Origin of the sequence: Sorangium sp. So ce131 (genome assembly GCF_051519095.1) — a bacterium.
Lineage (GTDB): Bacteria > Myxococcota_A > Polyangia > Polyangiales > Polyangiaceae > Sorangium.
In genome coordinates this window covers 7,044,062-7,059,389 of record NZ_CP150455.1, presented here as the reverse complement: position 1 = coordinate 7,059,389, position 15,328 = coordinate 7,044,062, and the positions used below count along the sequence as shown (strand labels likewise).

The window sequence follows — 15,328 nt, the reverse complement described above, 5'->3', positions numbered from 1 at the left end:
CGCTTCCTGAAGAGCGCGGACGAGATGTCGGCGCTGCGCGAGCGCGGCGTGCTCGCCGCCCGCGACCTCTGCGCGTTCATCGACCGCGCGCCGACGCCGTACCACGCCGTCCGCGAGGTCGCCTCGCGGCTCGGGGCGGCCGGCTTCTCGGAGCTCGACGAGCGCGACGCGTGGGCGCTCAAGCCGGGCGATCGCCGCTACGTCATCCGCGGCGGCTCGACGATCGTCGCGTTCGTCGCCGGGGCCGAGCACCCGGCGCGGGGCGGCTTCCGCGTCCTCGGCGCCCACACCGACTCGCCCAACCTCCGGGTGAAGCCGAACGCCGAGCTCTCGCGCAGCGGCTACCAGCAGCTCGGCGTCGAGGTCTACGGCGGCGTGCTCTACTCGACCTGGCTCGACCGCGACCTCAGCGTCGCCGGCCGCGTGCACGTCCGCCGCGACGGACGCGTCGAGCGCCACCTCGTCGACCTGGTCCGCCCGGTCGCGCGTGTCCCGAACCTCGCGATCCACCTGAGCCGCGGGGTGAACTCGGAGGGGCTCGTGCTCAACGCGCAGAAGCACCTCGTCCCCGTGATCGGCCTCGGCCGCGAGGTGGACCTCCACGCCGCGCTCGCGCGCGCGGTCGACGCCCCGCGCGACGCCATCCTCGGCTTCGACCTCTGCCTGTACGACACGCTCAAGGCGTCGCTCGGCGGCCTCGGGGACGAGTTCATTTTTGCGTCGCGGCTGGACAACCTCGCGAGCTGCCACGCCGCGACGTCGGCGCTGATCGGCGCGGGCGACGTCGGCGCGGCGACGCGGGTCATCGCGCTCTACGACCACGAGGAGTGCGGCAGCCGGAGCGCCGTGGGGGCCGCGGGCAGCGTGCTGCGCGACGTGCTCGCGCGGATCGTCGAGGCGTACCGGGAGCGCGAGCCCCAGGCGTTCGTCCGGGCGATGGCCGGCTCGCTGCTCGTCTCGGCGGACATGGCGCACGCGGTGCACCCGAACTACGCCGACCAGCACGAGCCGCGCCACGCCCCGCAGATCAACCGCGGGCTCGTGATCAAGTCGAACGTGAACCAGTCCTACGCGACCGACGGCGCGACGGCGGCGGCGCTCGAGGCGCTCTGCCACGACGTCGGCTACGCCCCCCAGCGCTTCGTCGTCCGCAGCGACCTCCCGTGCGGCAGCACGATCGGCCCCATCACCGCGGCCGCGCTCGGGATCGCGACGGTCGACGTCGGCGCCCCGATGCTGAGCATGCACTCCTGCCGCGAGATGGCCGGCACGCTCGACGTGCACCTCGCGATCGAGACGTACAAGCGCGCGCTCGGCTGAGCGTCCGCGTGCGGCTGAGCGTCCGCGCGCGGCTGAGCGTCCGCGCGCGCCGTCAGCGGCTGCCGTGGGAGATCAGCGCGTAGCCGATCATCTTGTAGAGCAGCCTCGCGCCGACGTTGCCGTCCCAGTCGTCGTGATCGTCCTTGGGCGCGACCTCGTTCAGGTCGAAGCCGACGATGCGCCGCCCGCTCTTCTGGATGCGGCCGATGAGGGCGACGGCCTGCTGGAACGAGAGCCCGCCGGGCACGGGGGTGCCGGTGTTGGGGCACAGCACCGGGTCGAGCCCGTCGATATCGAAGGTCACGTAGACGTCCTCGGGGAGATCCTCGATGATCGCGTCGGCGATCAGGTGGAATGGCTCCCCCTCGAAGAGGCGGTCGGCGATCGCGGGGTCGACGTGGGCGACGATGCGCCCGTTCGACTCGCGGATGAACTTGAGCTCGTCTTCGCTCATGTCGCGCAGCCCGACCTGCACGATGCGCGAGATCCTCGGGTGGCGGGTCGCGACGTTGTACATGACCGAAGCGTGGGAGTCCGTGAACCCCTCGTACGCCTTCCGGAGGTCGGCGTGCGCGTCGACGTGGAGGATCCCCATCCCGGGGTATCGCTCGGCGTGGGCCGCGATCGTGCCGTACGGCGCCGAGTGATCGCCGCCGACGATCCCGACGAGCTTGCCCCGCTCGATCCACCGCGTGGCGAGCTCGGCGACGCGCTCGTTCAGCCGGCGCGACAGCGCGTTCACCGTCGCGAGGCGCGCCTCGAGGTCCCGGTCCCCGGCGACCTCGCCCTGCGCCGCGATCACCGGCTCGGCCGCCGCGCACGCCTCGGCGTTCCAGCGCACGATGTCGGGGTCGACGTCGAGCATCGCGATGCCCTGCTCGTACGGCCTGCCCGTGTGCAGGTCGAAGAGGTCGACCTGCCGGCTCGCCCGCAGGATCGCCGCCGGGCCCTTGGCGGCGCCGCGGCGGTAGGACACGGTGGGCTCCCAGGGCACCGGGATGAGGACCACCCGGGCCTCCTCGGGGGTGTGAGGCAGGCCGTAGACCCCGTGGCCGAGCGCAGGACCGTTTGGATCGAAGCCGATACGCGATGAGCTCACCGGGCCACGTTGGCGGTTCGCGACGGGGTCGTCAAGCGCGAGCCGCGCTCGGCCGAAGGCGCGGCGGGGCGCGCCGAAGCGCTCCGCCGCGCTCCGCCGCACTCTGCGACATCGCACCAGACGAGCAACTCCCGCGACCGGCCGGGCAACTTCCGCGCCCGGATCTCCAGCCGAGAGGCACGCGCCCGGAACGCTGGTGAGGAGCGGCCCGCGCCCGGAGCGCTGGTGAGCGCAGCGCGTCCGGCGGACACGGCGCGCAGGGCCGGAGCGCCGGTGGAGCGCCGGTGAGCGGCCCGCGCGGCGCGCGCGCCGCGGAGCGGTGCGAAGGAGCGATCGCACCGCGCGCGCCGTCGGTGACGATGACGTGACGTCGGAATGCAACTTCACGCTTCCGGCTGCGACGAAATGCGCTACTAAGGGCCCCGAGAATTTGACGCACCGCCGCGTCTGTCCGGACGTCCGGCGCAGCCTCGCGCCGCGCGGACGATCCGGCAAGGCGCGCGGGGGTCGCTGCCGGGAAATTCAGCCATGCTGCGGTACCGCGCCGATTTCAAGACGCTGCTCTTCGTCGCGACGTATTTCGGGCTCGTCGCGGTGCAATGGATCTACGCGCCGCGGGCGCTCTGGCTCGCGATTCCGCTGCTCGGCGCGACCTGCGCCTTCTCGTTCCTCGGCGCGGTGGCGACCCACAACTCGGTCCATTGCCCGGTCTTCCGGCGGCGATGGATGAACCGCGCGTTCCAGGTCGTGCTCACATTGACGTACGGCCACCCCGTCAGCGCCTACGTGCCGGGCCATAACCTCAGCCATCACAAGCACACGCAATCGCGGCGCGACGTCATGCGCACGACGAAGGTGCGTTATCGGTGGAACCTGCTGAACGGGCTCCTCTTCATGAGCCGCGTGGTCCGCGACATCCTGCCCGCCGACATGCGTTACTTCCAGGCGATGTACCGGCGGAACCCGCCCTGGTTCCGGCAGATGCTGCTCGAGTCGGCGGTGTTCCTCGGCGCGATGGCGGCGCTCTTCGCGCTCGACTGGCAGAAGTTCCTTCTCTACGTGCTGATTCCCCACCAGTACGCCGCCTGGGGGATCGTGACCATGAACTACCTCCAGCACGACGGCTGCAAGGAGGACAGCGAGCACAACCACTCGCGCAATTTCGTCGGCCGGCTCGTCAACTGGTGGACGTACAACAACGGCTTCCACTCCATTCACCACATGGAGCCCGGCCTCCACTGGAGCCTCTTGCCGGCCGAGCACGCGAGGCGCGTGGCCCCGTTCATCCACCCGAACCTGGACCAGCCTTCGCTGCTCGCCTACCTGTTCCGCAGCTTCGTCTGGCCGGGAAAGCGCCTGCGTTACGACGGCGCTCCGGTCGTGCTCCCGCCCGAGGAGCCCGACGAGGAGTGGATCCCCGGTCCGAAGGAGACGCCGACCGACGTCTCGCTGGGCGCGATCGCGCCGAGCTGACGCCGCTGGGGATTGCGCCGAGCTGACGCGCGCTGGGCGCGCCGATCGGACGCCGCCGGCAGCCCTGCGTGAGGAGCTGCGCGCCGCCCGCTCGCAACGGATGAGGGTAGACAGCATGTACCGTCGCCATGGACGGCATCGCAACGGGCGAGGAGCCCGCGGCGCTCGCCGTCCTGCGATGTCGGCCCTCCTCAGAGGAGGGCAGCTCGCGGCCACGACCGGGAGCCCCGGGGCGTGGATCACGCGATCTCCTTGTGCGGCCACGACCCGGGAGCCCCGGGGCGTGCGCCTCCTTGTCTCCTCTTGCGGCCACGACCGGGAGCCCCGGGGCGTGGAGCACGCAAGAGGTGCAGCGGGGCTGGGCCGGCGCCGAGCCGCCGGGCCCCAGCTCTCCCCCGTCAGCGCGGCTGCTCGCTCCGCGGCTGCTCGCTCCGCGGCTGATCGCCCCGTGACTCGCCGCCGCGGCGGCCGATCTCGGCCATGTGCTGGCGATCGCCGCTCACGGCCTCGCCGCCCTTGCGGCCGATCTCGGCCATGTGCGCCCGGTCCTGGCTGACGCGCTCGCCGCCCCGCCGGCCGATCTCGGCCATGTGCTTGCGGTTCTGGCTGACGACCTCGCCACCCTTCTTTCCAGCGGCGCGCGCCTCGTCGCGCGTGAACTCGTGCGCCGTGCCCTTTTCGTGGGCCGCCTTCCCGCCCTTGCTGGCGATCTTGCGCTGGCGCTCCTCATCCATGGCGGCGAACCCACGCTGCTGCCGCTCGGCTGCCTGCTTCTGCGTCATCGATGAGGGCGGGGGCTCGCTCTGCGAGGCCCGCCTTTCCTCCTGGTCCTCCTCACTCCTGGAAATCATCCCACGATCATCCATGCTCGCCATCATCCTCTCCTTAACGGTTGGCTCGCTCGACTCACGTCTCCGACAGGGCTGCGAGCCGGCAGGGAGCGGCGTCGTCCTCCCGCTCCCGTTATCGGTCGCAGATTGGTGTTGTCCACCCCCTCCCGGTATCGGGCCGGGAGCAGCGTTCGCCACCCCCTCCCGGTGCTGGTCAGGGGCTGGTGTTCACCACCCCCCTTCCAAGCGGCGGAAAGGCCGACAGACCCTTTCCGCCGGGGCCTGTTGTACCGGGCGGAACAACGTCAAGCGGGCTGAAGGTTGGGACGCGACGAATTACGGCTCGCCCGCGACCCAGATGGAAAGCGAGGCGAGCCTGGAAATGATGAGAATGTCGAGATCCCGCAGCGCGTCAGGCCCTCTTGACGAAGTCCCGCATGAACGCCGTAAGGCGCTCCACTGATTCGATGGATACTGCGTTGTAGATCGAAGCCCGGATACCCCCGGTCGATCTGTGCCCGGCGAGCCCCACCATACCCTCCTTTGCGGCCTCGGCGACGAAACGTTTCTCCAAATCCTCGCTGGGCAGCCGGAACACGACGTTCATGAACGAGCGGCTCTCCTTCTCGGCCGGAGCCAGGAAAAAGTCCGCATTTGCGTCCAGCGTCGCATAGAGCAGCTCAGCCTTCTTGCGATTGCGTCGCTCGAGCTCCTCGAGCCCACCGATCTCGAGCGTATACGCGAGCACGTTGCGCATGAGGTAGATTGCGAATGTCGGAGGGGTGTTGTAGAGGGAGTTGTTGGCAGCGTAAGTGGCATAACGGAAAATGACAGGAATGTCTTTTCTGCCCCTGTCAACAAGGTCCTTCCGGGCGAGCACGACCGTCACCCCGCTGGGCCCGATGTTCTTCTGGGCGCCGGCGTAAATCAGGGCAAACCTGGAGACATCGATCGGGCGCCACAGGATGTCCGAGGACATGTCGGCCACGAGCGGAACTTCGCCGGTGTCCGGGAGCCAGTGCCACTGGGTGCCGAACAGCGTGTTGTTCGTCGTCATGTGGACGTACGCGGCGTTCGGGTCGAGCGAGAGCTCGTTCTGGTGGGGGATCCGGGTGTAGCGCTTGTCGACCGCGGTGCTGGCGGCGACACGGACGGTCCCGACGCGCTTCGCCTCCTCGATGGCCTTCTCGGACCAGCCGCCGGTCAGGATGTAGTCGGCGCTCCGCTCCGAGGGCAGCAGGTTCATCGGCACCAGCGCGAACTGCATGGCCGCGCCGCCCTGCATGAACAGCACGTGGTAGTCGTCCGGCACGCGGAGCAGCTGCCGGAGGAGCGAGATGGCCTCGTTGTGCACGGCCTCGAACGCCTTGCCGCGGTGGCTGTGCTCCATGATGGACATGCCCGTCCCCTCGAAATCGAGGAGCTCGCGCTGGGCACGCTCGAGGGGAGGGAGGGGGAGCCCGGCAGGGCCGGCGTTGAAGTTGTGGACGCGCGCCATGGTGCTTCTCCTGAGGTTCTGGTCGGCGGCTCCTGACCGCCGCCGCGGCCGTATACCACGGGGCGGCAGACCCCGGCGCCGCCCGGCCGGGCTGGGCCGCGCCGGACAGCTGCTGGCGTCGCCGGCGCCGCCGCGGCCGGCGCCGACGTCGGGGCGGGCGCGTCGGGGCGGGCGCGGCGGGTGCGCGGCGGGCATCACGCGGCGGGCTCAGCGCGTCCGGCCTGCCCGGGGCCGCGAGCTGGGCTAGATTCATCGCTCCGGAGGGCGAGTGATGCTGGTGACCCGCGAAGAGATGGCGTTCGATTTCCAGGGCGCCAAGCTCGATCCTGTCAAGGACAAGGACGTGATCGTCTGGGCCGTCCAGCAGTTCCTCTACGGGGAGATCACCGGCGTCCAGATCGGGCACTGGCTCTACAACGCCCCCGACCTGGAGTCCGCCCGCTTCCTCTCGCGCCAGGCCGTGGAGGAGTTCCAGCACGTCGGCAACTTCCTCCGCATCCTCGAGATCCTGGGGGCGCAGCCCGAGAAGGCGGCCTGGAGCGTGCGGTTCCTCGCGACGGGGCTGATGGGCGGGGACTGGGCCGAGCACGTCGCGCTCGAGATGGCGCTCGGCGAGGGCCTCGTCCTCCAGGCGTTCTACGCGATGATCGACACCGTGGACGAGCCCGAGATCGTCGCCATCCTGAAGCGCGGCGTGCGCCAGGAAGAGCGCCACGTCGACTTCGGCGAGCGGCAGACGGCGAAGGCCATCGCGGGAAGGCCCGCGCTCCGGCGCCGGCTGCTCGGGCTCGCGCTGGTGTCGCTCTGGGGCGTGTCGCGGCTCGAGGCGTTCATGCAGAAGCGCCTGCCGATGGACCACCCGGCGCTCCGGCGCCTGCCGGATCTGGTCCGGCACTCGGTGCGGATCGCGGAGCTCCGGCTGATGCGCATCGGCCTGACCGACGCGCCGATCTCGTCGCTGTCGGCGGGCCGCAAGCTCGCGCTCGTGGCGGAGGCGTACGCCGGCAAGCTCGCGCTCGGCGTCGCGTCGTGGGTGCTCTCGGTGCTGCTCCTGCCGCTCAGGCTGCTCGGCCTCGCCGGGCCGAAGCGGCTGACGGACACGTACCTCAGCGATCCGCTCGTCGTGCGCGGCGGCCAGCTCGGCGCCGGGCCGGAGGACGACGCCGGCGACGCGGGGGAGCAGGCCGGCCCGGGCGGCTCGCCGGCGCGGCACGGCGCGGCGGCGCGTGCCTGAGCGCGAGGCGCAGCGCGGCGCGACGGGAGGGGCGGGCGGGGCGGCGCCCTCCGGGAACACGCTCGGCGCGGCGCCCGGCGCGGACGGGCTCGCCGGCGGAGCGGCCTTCGTGCCTGCCTCCCGGGAGCTGCCGCTGTTCGCGGAGCTGCCCGAGCTCGCGGGGCAGGTCCCGTGGCGGCCGCTCGCGCACGCGCCGACGCCGGTCGTGCCGTGCACCGCGATCGAGGGGTACCTCGGCCGCGGCGGCGTCTGGATCAAGCGCGACGATCTGATCTCGCCGCTCTACGGCGGCAACAAGGTGCGGCGCTTCGAGTTCCTGCTGGCCGACGCGGCGCGGCGCGGCGCGCGGACGCTCGTCACGGCGGGCGGCCTCGCGTCGACGCAGGTGATGGCCACGGTCCTCTTCGGCCGGGCGCTCGGCTTCGCCGTGACCGCGGTGCTGTACGATCAGCCGGTCACCCGCTTCGGCCGCGCGGCGCTGCTCACCGACGCGGCCGGCGGCGCGGAGCTCGTCCGCGGGGGCGGGTACACGTCCACGGCGCTCCGGGTGCTCGGCGCGATGCGCCGCGCCGAGCGTCCCTACTTCATCCTGCCCGGCGCGTCGTCCGCGCTGCCGTGCCTCGGGTACGTCGACGCGATGCTCGAGCTCGCCGAGCAGGTCCGGCGCGGCGACGCGCCGCGCCCGGATCGCATCGTGGTCGCCTCGGGTACGTGCGGGACGCTGGCGGGGCTCGCGCTCGGCGCAGCGATGCTCGGCTGGCCGACCACGATCGTCGGCGTGCGCATCGCCGACCGCATCGTCTGCAACCGCGCCGTCGTCCGGTACGAGGTCGCGAGCATGGCGCGCACCCTCGCCCGGCGCGCGCCGCGTTTCACCCGGCGGCGGCTCCCGTCCGTCCGCTTCGAGATCGAGCACCGCGCGTTCGGCCCCGGCTACGGCGCGCCGACCGCCGCGGCGATCGCCGCGATCCCCGAGGTGGAGCGGCTGATCGGCGTGCCCGGGGAGGTCACGTACAGCGGCAAGGCGCTCGCCGCGCTGCGCGAGATCGGGCGCGAGCGCCCGGGCGAGACGTTGCTCCTCTGGCAGACGCTCTCGAGCGCGCGCCCGCCGCTCCCGCCGGTCGGCCCCGCGGCGCTGCCGCCGGGGTTCGCGCGGTACTTCGAGGGAGAGGTCGAGGTGTGAGCTGCGGCGGCGTAGCGTGAGGCGCCGCGCGAGGGGGAGGCACCGCGCGACGTGAGGCACCGCGCGACGTGAGGCGCCGCGCGGTGTGAGGCGCCGCGCGACGTGAAGCGCTGCGCAAGTGAGGCCCCGCGCGGTCAGGCGCGGCGCGTCACTTCACGCGCAGGCTGTTCACGAGCTTGTCGAAGTCGGCGCGCGCCCCGGTGACGGTCTTCTCGGGGCCGGTCATCTTGAAGAACCAGAGCTCGCCGGAGGGCGTCTCGGCGATCGCGCCGAGCAGGGCGTAGGCCGGCTTCGGCGCCGAGGCGGGCATGCCGGGCATCCCGGAGCCGCTGAACGTGCCGCGCACCTCGACGACGGTGACCTTGATGTCGTTGACCTTGACCTCGCTCCGCTTCGGCGAGTCGGCGCTCTTCTCGGCGAACTGCCCCACCCAGCGCGTGATGTTCGCGTCCACGCTGCCGCCGGCCTGGCTGACGCTGAGCTCGGCGTCCTCGGCGTCGCCCGCGGCGCGCTTGATCTTGTACGTCGCCTTGCGCATCGAGTTCGGGTTCGGCGCGGTCTCGAAGCTCGCGGGCGCGTCCCAGGCGAGCTCGCCGCCGGCCGGCTGTGCGGCCGCGGGCGCCGTCTGGGCCGGCGCGGCGGGCGCCGTCTGGGCCGGCGCAGCGGGCTTGCTGGTCGCCGGCGCCTCGGGCGTGGATGTGGCCGTCGGCTCGGGGGTCTTCGAACACGCCGCGGCCAGCGCGGCGACGAGCGGCAGTACCTTGGCGGAGCGGAGCATGGTCATCGTCATCGTGGCGGCCTCGGAGAGGGTTCGCCGCGACTCTAGTCGTCGCGCCCCGCGCCTCAAGCCGGAACGGACCCGCCGGCGCGCTTCCGGGCCGAGCCGCCGGGCCGTGCAGCCGCGCGGGTCGCCGTGGTACCACCAAAGTTCATGGACCCCACCTTCCGGCGCGCCTTCAACGCCGCCTTCGGCCCGTCGACGTACCAGGACTACCTCGGCCGCCTCGAGCGGCGCCTCGAGTGCTCGATCCCGTTCCGCGTCGCCGAGACGCCGCTGTTCCTGCCGCGGCGGCTGCGCGAGGACCTCGAGCGCTCCGCGACGGAGATCGTGCGGCAGATCTCGGACCCCGCGCTGATCCAGGAGATGAAGCGCGCGATCCCGCCCCACCTCGACGTGCCGGGGATGGACCCGCTGCCGAACTGCGCGCAGGTGGACTTCGCGATCGTGCGCGGCGCGGACGGCGAGCTCGAGGGCAAGGTGGTCGAGCTGCAGGCGTTCCCGTCGCTCTACGCGCTCATGCTCGTGCAGTCGGAGATCCTGGCCGAGGTGATGGCCGGGATGCCGGGGCTCGACCGGCGCTGGACGTGCTGCTTCGGCGGGCGGAGCCGCGAGGAGGTCGTCGCGTGGCTGCGCCGCGCGCTGCTCGCGGGCGAGCCCGAGGAGTCGGTGGTGCTGCTCGACCTGCACCCGGAGCAGCAGAAGACGTACCCGGACTTCCGGGCCACGAAGCTCCTCGTCGGCATCGACGCGGTCTGCCCGACGGCGCTCGTCCGGGAGAAGAACCGGCTGTACCGCCGCGTGGACGGGCGCCTCGTCCCCGTCCGCCGGCTCTACAACCGCGTCGTGTTCGACGAGCTCGAGTCGAAGCGGATCGAGCTCCCGTTCCGCTACAACGAGCCGCTCGACGTCACGTGGTGCTCGCACCCGAACTGGTACTGGACGTGGTCGAAGTACACGCTGCCGCGCATCGATCACCCCGCCGTCCCCCGGGCGCGGACGCTGAGCGACGTCGAGCGCCTGCCCGAGGACCTCGATCGCTACGTGCTCAAGCCGCTGTTCTCGTTCGCGGGCTCCGGGGTGAAGGTCGACGTCACGCCCGAGGACGTCGCCGCCATCCCGGAGCGCGAGCGCTCGCGGTGGCTGCTCCAGGAGAAGATCACGTACGAGCCGGCGCTCCCGATGCCCGATGGCCACGGGGTGAAGGCCGAGGTCCGGATGATGTTCCTGCGCGCGCCCGGCGACCCCGAGCTCTCGCTCGTGCTCAACCTGGTGCGGCTCTCGCGCGGGAAGATGCTCGGCGTCGATCAGAACCGGGATCTGACGTGGGTCGGCGGGACGGTGGGGCTCTGGCCAGCGGACTGAGACGGTGGGGCTCTGGCCAGCGGACTGAGGTCGAGGCGGCGGCCGCGCTGCGGTCGCGGTATCTGGCCGGCGGACTGTGGATTGAGGCAGGGGCGGCGGCCGCGCTGAGGTCGCGCCCGCTGGCGTGGGGGTCGGTCAGGCGCGCAGCGCGAGCTGCCACGCGCCGAGGACGATGCCGGTCGCGACGGCGCCGAGCGCGACCTGGACGAGGGGGCGTCCAGGCGCGCTCCGGCCGCGCAGCGCGAGGCCGGCGACGAGGCCGATCACGACGCCGCCGAGCAGGCCGAAGAGGTGCGCGCCGAGGTCGGAGCGCGGGCTCGCGCCGAGGGCGCCGAGCAGGGCGACGCCTCCGACGAGCGGCGCGGCGCGCTGGAGCAGGCTGCGCTCTTCCTCGCTCCGGTGGGCGCGGTCGAGCACGACCTGCGTGGCGGCGAGCAGCCCGACCGCGCCGAACACCGCGGTGGAGGCGCCGATCGAGGCGTGGTGCTGCCCCATGCTCTCGTACCAGAGCGCGTTCGCGAGGTTGCCGAGGGTCCCGGCCGCGACGACGGCGAGCGCGCCGCCGCCCGCGCCGAGGCGGCGTTGCACGGCGGAGGCGAAGACGGTCCCGGAGATGACGTTGCCGAGCACGTGCGCCGAGTCGGCGTGCAGCGTGAGCGCGGTGATCGCGCGCCACGGCTCGGGCCCGATGACGAGGTCGGCGACGGAGGCGCCGCGCTGGAACCAGCGCCCGCCGCCGCTCGCCGGGCCGGTGACGAGGAAGAAGAACAGGGCGAGCGCGGCGAACGCGACGCCGGCGACCGCGGACGGCGGGTGGCGCGGCCGCTCGCGCGGCCGGCGCGGGGGCCAGTCGCGGTTCTCCGCCTCGTACCGGTCGATCGAGCCTGCGGCGAGGGGGTAGTCCTCGTCGCGCACGAGCAGCACCCAGCCCGCCGAGGTGTACCGGACGGCGTGCCAGATCTCGCTCGATTGCAGGACGAGGGCCCACTCGCGGATCTTGCGTTCCGGCATGACGGGCCCGATCGCCGTGAGCCCGAGCCCGTGGGGTTCTCCTCCCTGACCGGCGCCGTCGTGCCCCTGGGCGAGCGCCGCGCCGTCGCCGCGCGCCGGCGGCAGGATCGCGATCGGGACGAACCGATCGCCGTCAGGGTTTCCAGCACCGATCCGTTCTTGCTCGCGCACGGCGGGTTCCTCCAGGGTTCGTTCCCCCACGGTCAGCGAAACCTGTGGATGAGCTCGGAGCCTGTCAACGCCGGCTTCTGGAGAGGCTCATGGCCCGTGCGCGATGTCTCCCGCGTGCCCGGCTCTTGTGCGCGCGGCGCAGCGGTGGCAGTGCGTGGTTGTGTCGACGGCCATCACGCAAGGCATCCGGGTCACCGTCTCGACGGTCTACGTCCCCACGCAGTCCTCGCCGACGGAGCATCGGTACGTGTTTGCCTACACGGTGCGGATCGCGAACGAAGGCACCGAGCCCGCGCAGCTGAAGACGCGGCACTGGATCATCACGCACGGCAGCGGGAAGGTGGAGGAGGTGAGGGGGCCTGGCGTGGTCGGGCAGCAGCCCTCGCTGAAGCCTGGCGAGCACTTCGAGTACACGAGCGGGTGTGTGCTCGAGACCCCGCGCGGGACGATGAGGGGGACGTACCAGATGTATCGGCCGGATGGGCGGGTGTTTGATGCGGAGATTGCGCCGTTTACGCTGGCGATGCCGCACTCGTTGAACTGAGCCCGTCGAGGCTGGGGAGGGAAGACGGGCGCTCACACCATCGCGCCCTCCCCCCCAGCCCCCGGGGGAACTACTCCGCCGGAACCGGCTCCGCCGCCCCGTTCACCTTCTGCTTCTCGGGCTCCTCTCCGGCCGGCGCCGCGGTGAACTTGAAGGTGAAGTCGCTCCCCTCGAAGTCGACCGCGACGCTCCCCCCGTTCTCCAGCGCCCCGAAGAGCAGCTCGTCCCCGAGCCGCCGCTTGATCTCGTTCTCGATGACCCTCCCGAGCGGCCGCGCCCCGTTCGCAGGATCATACCCCCTCGTCGCGAGCTCGGCCCTCGCCCGGTCGGTCACCTCCACCGTCACCGACCGGTCGGCCAGCATCGCCGCGAGCTCGCCGATGAACTTGTCGACGATGCTCCCCATCACCGACGGATCCAGCGGACGGAACATGATCCGCGCGTCGAGCCGGTTCCTGAACTCCGGGCTGAACGTGTTCTTGTACGCCTTGTCGTCGTCGCCCGCCGTGCCCCGCTCGCCGAAGCCGACCCGCGACTGCGCGAGCTCCCTCGCGCCCACGTTGCTCGTCATGATCAGCACCATGTGGCGGAAATCGCTCTTCTTGCCGTTGTTGTCGGTGAGCGTCCCGTGGTCCATCACCTGGAGCAGGACCTGGAACACGTCCGGGTGCGCCTTCTCGATCTCGTCGAGCAAGAGCACCGCGTGCGGCGTCTTCGCCGCCGCCTCCGTGAGCAGGCCGCCGCGATCGAAGCCGACGTAGCCGGGCGGCGCGCCGATCAGCCGGGAGACGGTGTGGCGCTCCTGGTACTCGCTCATGTCGAACCGCAAGAAGCCGATGCCGAGCGCCTTCGCGAGCTGCTTCGCCAGCTCCGTCTTGCCGACGCCCGTCGGACCCGAGAACAGGAACGAGCCGATCGGCTTCTCCGGCGCCCGCAGGCCCGCGCGCGACAGCTTGATCGCCGACGCGAGCTGCTTCACCGCCTCGTCCTGGCCGAAGATCACCGAGCGCAGCGACTGCTCGAGATCCTTGAGCTGCGCCTTGTCCGACGTCGACACCTGGCGAGGCGGGATCTGCGCCATCTTCGCGATGACGAGCTCGATGTCCGCCGTCTCCACCCGGTAGCCGTCGCCGTGGCGCAGGCGCGCCGCCGCGCCCGCCTCGTCGAGCAGGTCGATCGCCTTGTCGGGCAGCCGGCGATCCTGGAGGTAACGCGCCGACAGCTTGGACGCGGCCTCGATCGCCTCCGCCGTGTACGTCACCTTGTGGAACTCCTCGTAGCGCTTCTGGAGCCCCTTCAGGATCTTCGTCGTGTCGTCGACCGACGGCTCCGTCACCTCGATGCGCTGGAAGCGCCGGGCGAGCGCGCTGTCGCGCTCCAGGTGGCCGCGGTACTCCTGGAACGTGGTCGCGCCGATGCAGCGCAGGCGGCCCGAGGCGAGCGCCGGCTTGAGCAGGTTCGACGCGTCCATCGTCCCGCCGCTCGCCGCGCCGGCCCCGATGATCGTGTGGATCTCGTCGATGAACAGGATCGACCCCGGCTGCTTCTCGAGCGCGCGCAGCACGGCCTTCAGCCGGTTCTCGAAGTCGCCGCGGTACTTCGTGCCGGCGAGCAGCGCGCCCATGTCGAGCGCGTAGACCGTCGCGTCCTTGAGCGGCGCGGGCACGTCCTTCTTCTCGATCTGCTGCGCGAGCCCCTCGACGATCGCCGTCTTGCCGACGCCCGCGTCGCCGATGAGCAGCGGGTTGTTCTTCCGCCGCCGCGCGAGCACCTGGATCGTGCGGGCGACCTCGTTCTCGCGGCCGACCAGCGGATCGATCCGGCCCTCGGACGCCTCCTTGTTGAGGTTCATCGTGAACGCGGCGAGCGGGTCCTTGATCGGCTGGGCGGCGCCGGGCTCGCCGCCCTCCTCGGACTCCTCGCGGAGGCTGTCGTCCTGGCCCGTCTTCGAGATGCCGTGCGAGATGTAGTTCACGACGTCGAAGCGGCTGATGCCCTGCTCGCCGAGCAAGGTCACGGCCGGGCAGTCGCGCTCGGCGAACATCGCGACGAGCACGTTCGCGCCCTTGAGCTCCTTCTTGCCCGAGGACTGCACGTGCATCGCGGCGCGGCCCACCACGCGCTGGAAGCCGAGCGAGAGCGTCGGGCTCGTGTCCGCGTCCTCCGGCAGCGCCTCGATCTCCTCGTCGAGGAAGCGCTCGAGCTTCTTCTTGAGCAGCGGGGTGTCGCCCCCGGCGTGCCGCAGGACCTCGGCCGTCTCCTCGTCGAAGAGCAGCGCGTAGAGCAGGTGCTCGATGGTCACGAACTCGTGCCGGCGGCGCGAGGCCTCCCGGGTGGCTAGCGAAAAGGCGATCTCAACTTCGGGGCTGATGCGCATGGTCATTCCGGCTCGGCGGTCAACCGAAGGGGCATCCCGTGCTCCTTGGCGAAGTCCTGGACTTGGGCGACCTTGGTCTCCGCGACATCCTTCGTGTACACGCCCGCGACCCCGTGGCCGCGGTGGTGCACGCTCAGCATGATGTGCGTGGCCTCCGTCTCGGTGCGGTGGAAGAACTTCATGAGGACGAGCACGACGAACTCCATCGTCGTGTAGTCGTCGTTGTGGAAGACGACCTTGTAGCGGCGGGCCTTCTCGACCTTCCGTTCCCGCTCCGTCGCGAGGTCGCCCTGCCTGCCTTCTTTTTCCTCGGGATCGTTCGGCATAAATCCGTCAGGAAGAATAGCAAGAGCCTCGCCCCGGCAAGCGGCCGACGTGAGGCCGATGCGGGAGCGCTCCCGCACCGGAAGCATGCTCCGCCCGAGGGGGTTCTGCACGCGCACAC

The 15,328-nt window shown here is 71.6% G+C and carries 13 protein-coding genes; 6 read left to right on the top strand and 7 right to left on the bottom strand.

Features of this window, described 5'->3' with window-relative positions:
• Nucleotides 1-24 precede the first annotated feature (24 nt).
• On the top strand, nt 25-1,320 hold the full coding sequence (locus WMF43_RS25725) for a M18 family aminopeptidase (protein WP_437684087.1): 1,296 nt from the start codon (nt 25-27) through the stop codon (nt 1,318-1,320).
• Nucleotides 1,321-1,372: 52 nt separating this feature from the next.
• On the opposite strand, the gene WMF43_RS25720 is transcribed toward WMF43_RS25725, so the two are convergent.
• Nucleotides 1,373-2,404 carry an agmatinase family protein gene (locus WMF43_RS25720; protein ID WP_437684085.1) on the bottom strand — a complete coding sequence of 344 codons (1,032 nt, stop codon included), beginning with the start codon at nt 2,402-2,404 and terminating at the stop codon, nt 1,373-1,375.
• A gap of 543 nt (nt 2,405-2,947) precedes the next feature.
• On the opposite strand from WMF43_RS25720, the gene WMF43_RS25715 reads away from it, so the two are divergent.
• Nucleotides 2,948-3,892: a fatty acid desaturase family protein gene (locus tag WMF43_RS25715; RefSeq protein WP_437668542.1), complete on the top strand. Its 945-nt coding sequence runs from the start codon at nt 2,948-2,950 to the stop codon at nt 3,890-3,892.
• Between the two features lie 398 nt (nt 3,893-4,290).
• On the opposite strand, the gene WMF43_RS25710 is transcribed toward WMF43_RS25715, so the two are convergent.
• Together WMF43_RS25710 and serC are read right to left on the bottom strand one after the other, a co-directional pair.
• The gene (locus tag WMF43_RS25710) at nt 4,291-4,743 is read right to left on the bottom strand and encodes a KGG domain-containing protein (protein WP_437668540.1); all 453 of its coding nucleotides are present in this window, start codon (nt 4,741-4,743) and stop codon (nt 4,291-4,293) included.
• Between the two features lie 391 nt (nt 4,744-5,134).
• Complete coding sequence (gene serC, locus WMF43_RS25705; protein ID WP_437668538.1) at nt 5,135-6,220, bottom strand: 3-phosphoserine/phosphohydroxythreonine transaminase; 1,086 nt, start codon at nt 6,218-6,220, stop codon at nt 5,135-5,137.
• A 271-nt stretch (nt 6,221-6,491) separates the two neighbouring features.
• On the opposite strand from serC, the gene WMF43_RS25700 reads away from it, so the two are divergent.
• Together WMF43_RS25700 and WMF43_RS25695 are read left to right on the top strand one after the other, a co-directional pair.
• Nucleotides 6,492-7,454, top strand: coding sequence for a ferritin-like domain-containing protein (locus tag WMF43_RS25700; protein WP_437668537.1), 963 nt, complete (start codon nt 6,492-6,494; stop codon nt 7,452-7,454).
• Nucleotides 7,447-8,637: a 1-aminocyclopropane-1-carboxylate deaminase/D-cysteine desulfhydrase gene (locus tag WMF43_RS25695; protein WP_437668535.1), complete on the top strand. Its 1,191-nt coding sequence runs from the start codon at nt 7,447-7,449 to the stop codon at nt 8,635-8,637. The genes WMF43_RS25700 and WMF43_RS25695 overlap by 8 nt, the downstream gene beginning before the upstream one ends.
• A 148-nt stretch (nt 8,638-8,785) precedes the next feature.
• On the opposite strand, the gene WMF43_RS25690 is transcribed toward WMF43_RS25695, so the two are convergent.
• Nucleotides 8,786-9,427: a hypothetical protein gene (locus tag WMF43_RS25690; RefSeq protein WP_437668533.1), complete on the bottom strand. Its 642-nt coding sequence runs from the start codon at nt 9,425-9,427 to the stop codon at nt 8,786-8,788.
• A gap of 141 nt (nt 9,428-9,568) precedes the next feature.
• On the opposite strand from WMF43_RS25690, the gene WMF43_RS25685 reads away from it, so the two are divergent.
• Entirely contained in the window at nt 9,569-10,780 is a 1,212-nt protein-coding gene (locus WMF43_RS25685) for a hypothetical protein (RefSeq protein ID WP_437668531.1), read from the top strand.
• A gap of 135 nt (nt 10,781-10,915) precedes the next feature.
• Here WMF43_RS25685 and WMF43_RS25680 read toward each other — a convergent pair whose 3' ends face one another.
• Nucleotides 10,916-11,962 (bottom strand): rhomboid family intramembrane serine protease, encoded by a 1,047-nt coding sequence (locus WMF43_RS25680; RefSeq protein ID WP_437668529.1) that lies wholly within the window; start codon nt 11,960-11,962, stop codon nt 10,916-10,918.
• Between the two features lie 160 nt (nt 11,963-12,122).
• Between WMF43_RS25680 and apaG the strand changes: the two genes are divergently transcribed.
• Nucleotides 12,123-12,506 carry a Co2+/Mg2+ efflux protein ApaG gene (apaG, locus tag WMF43_RS25675; protein WP_104987470.1) on the top strand — a complete coding sequence of 128 codons (384 nt, stop codon included), beginning with the start codon at nt 12,123-12,125 and terminating at the stop codon, nt 12,504-12,506.
• A 70-nt stretch (nt 12,507-12,576) separates the two neighbouring features.
• Here the strand turns inward: apaG and clpA are convergent, their stop codons facing one another.
• Together clpA and clpS are read right to left on the bottom strand one after the other, a co-directional pair.
• The gene (gene clpA / locus WMF43_RS25670; RefSeq protein WP_437668527.1) at nt 12,577-14,889 is read right to left on the bottom strand and encodes an ATP-dependent Clp protease ATP-binding subunit ClpA; all 2,313 of its coding nucleotides are present in this window, start codon (nt 14,887-14,889) and stop codon (nt 12,577-12,579) included.
• Complete coding sequence (gene clpS, locus WMF43_RS25665) at nt 14,886-15,209, bottom strand: ATP-dependent Clp protease adapter ClpS (protein WP_104982598.1); 324 nt, start codon at nt 15,207-15,209, stop codon at nt 14,886-14,888. The genes clpA and clpS overlap by 4 nt, the downstream gene beginning before the upstream one ends.
• Nucleotides 15,210-15,328 lie beyond the last annotated feature (119 nt).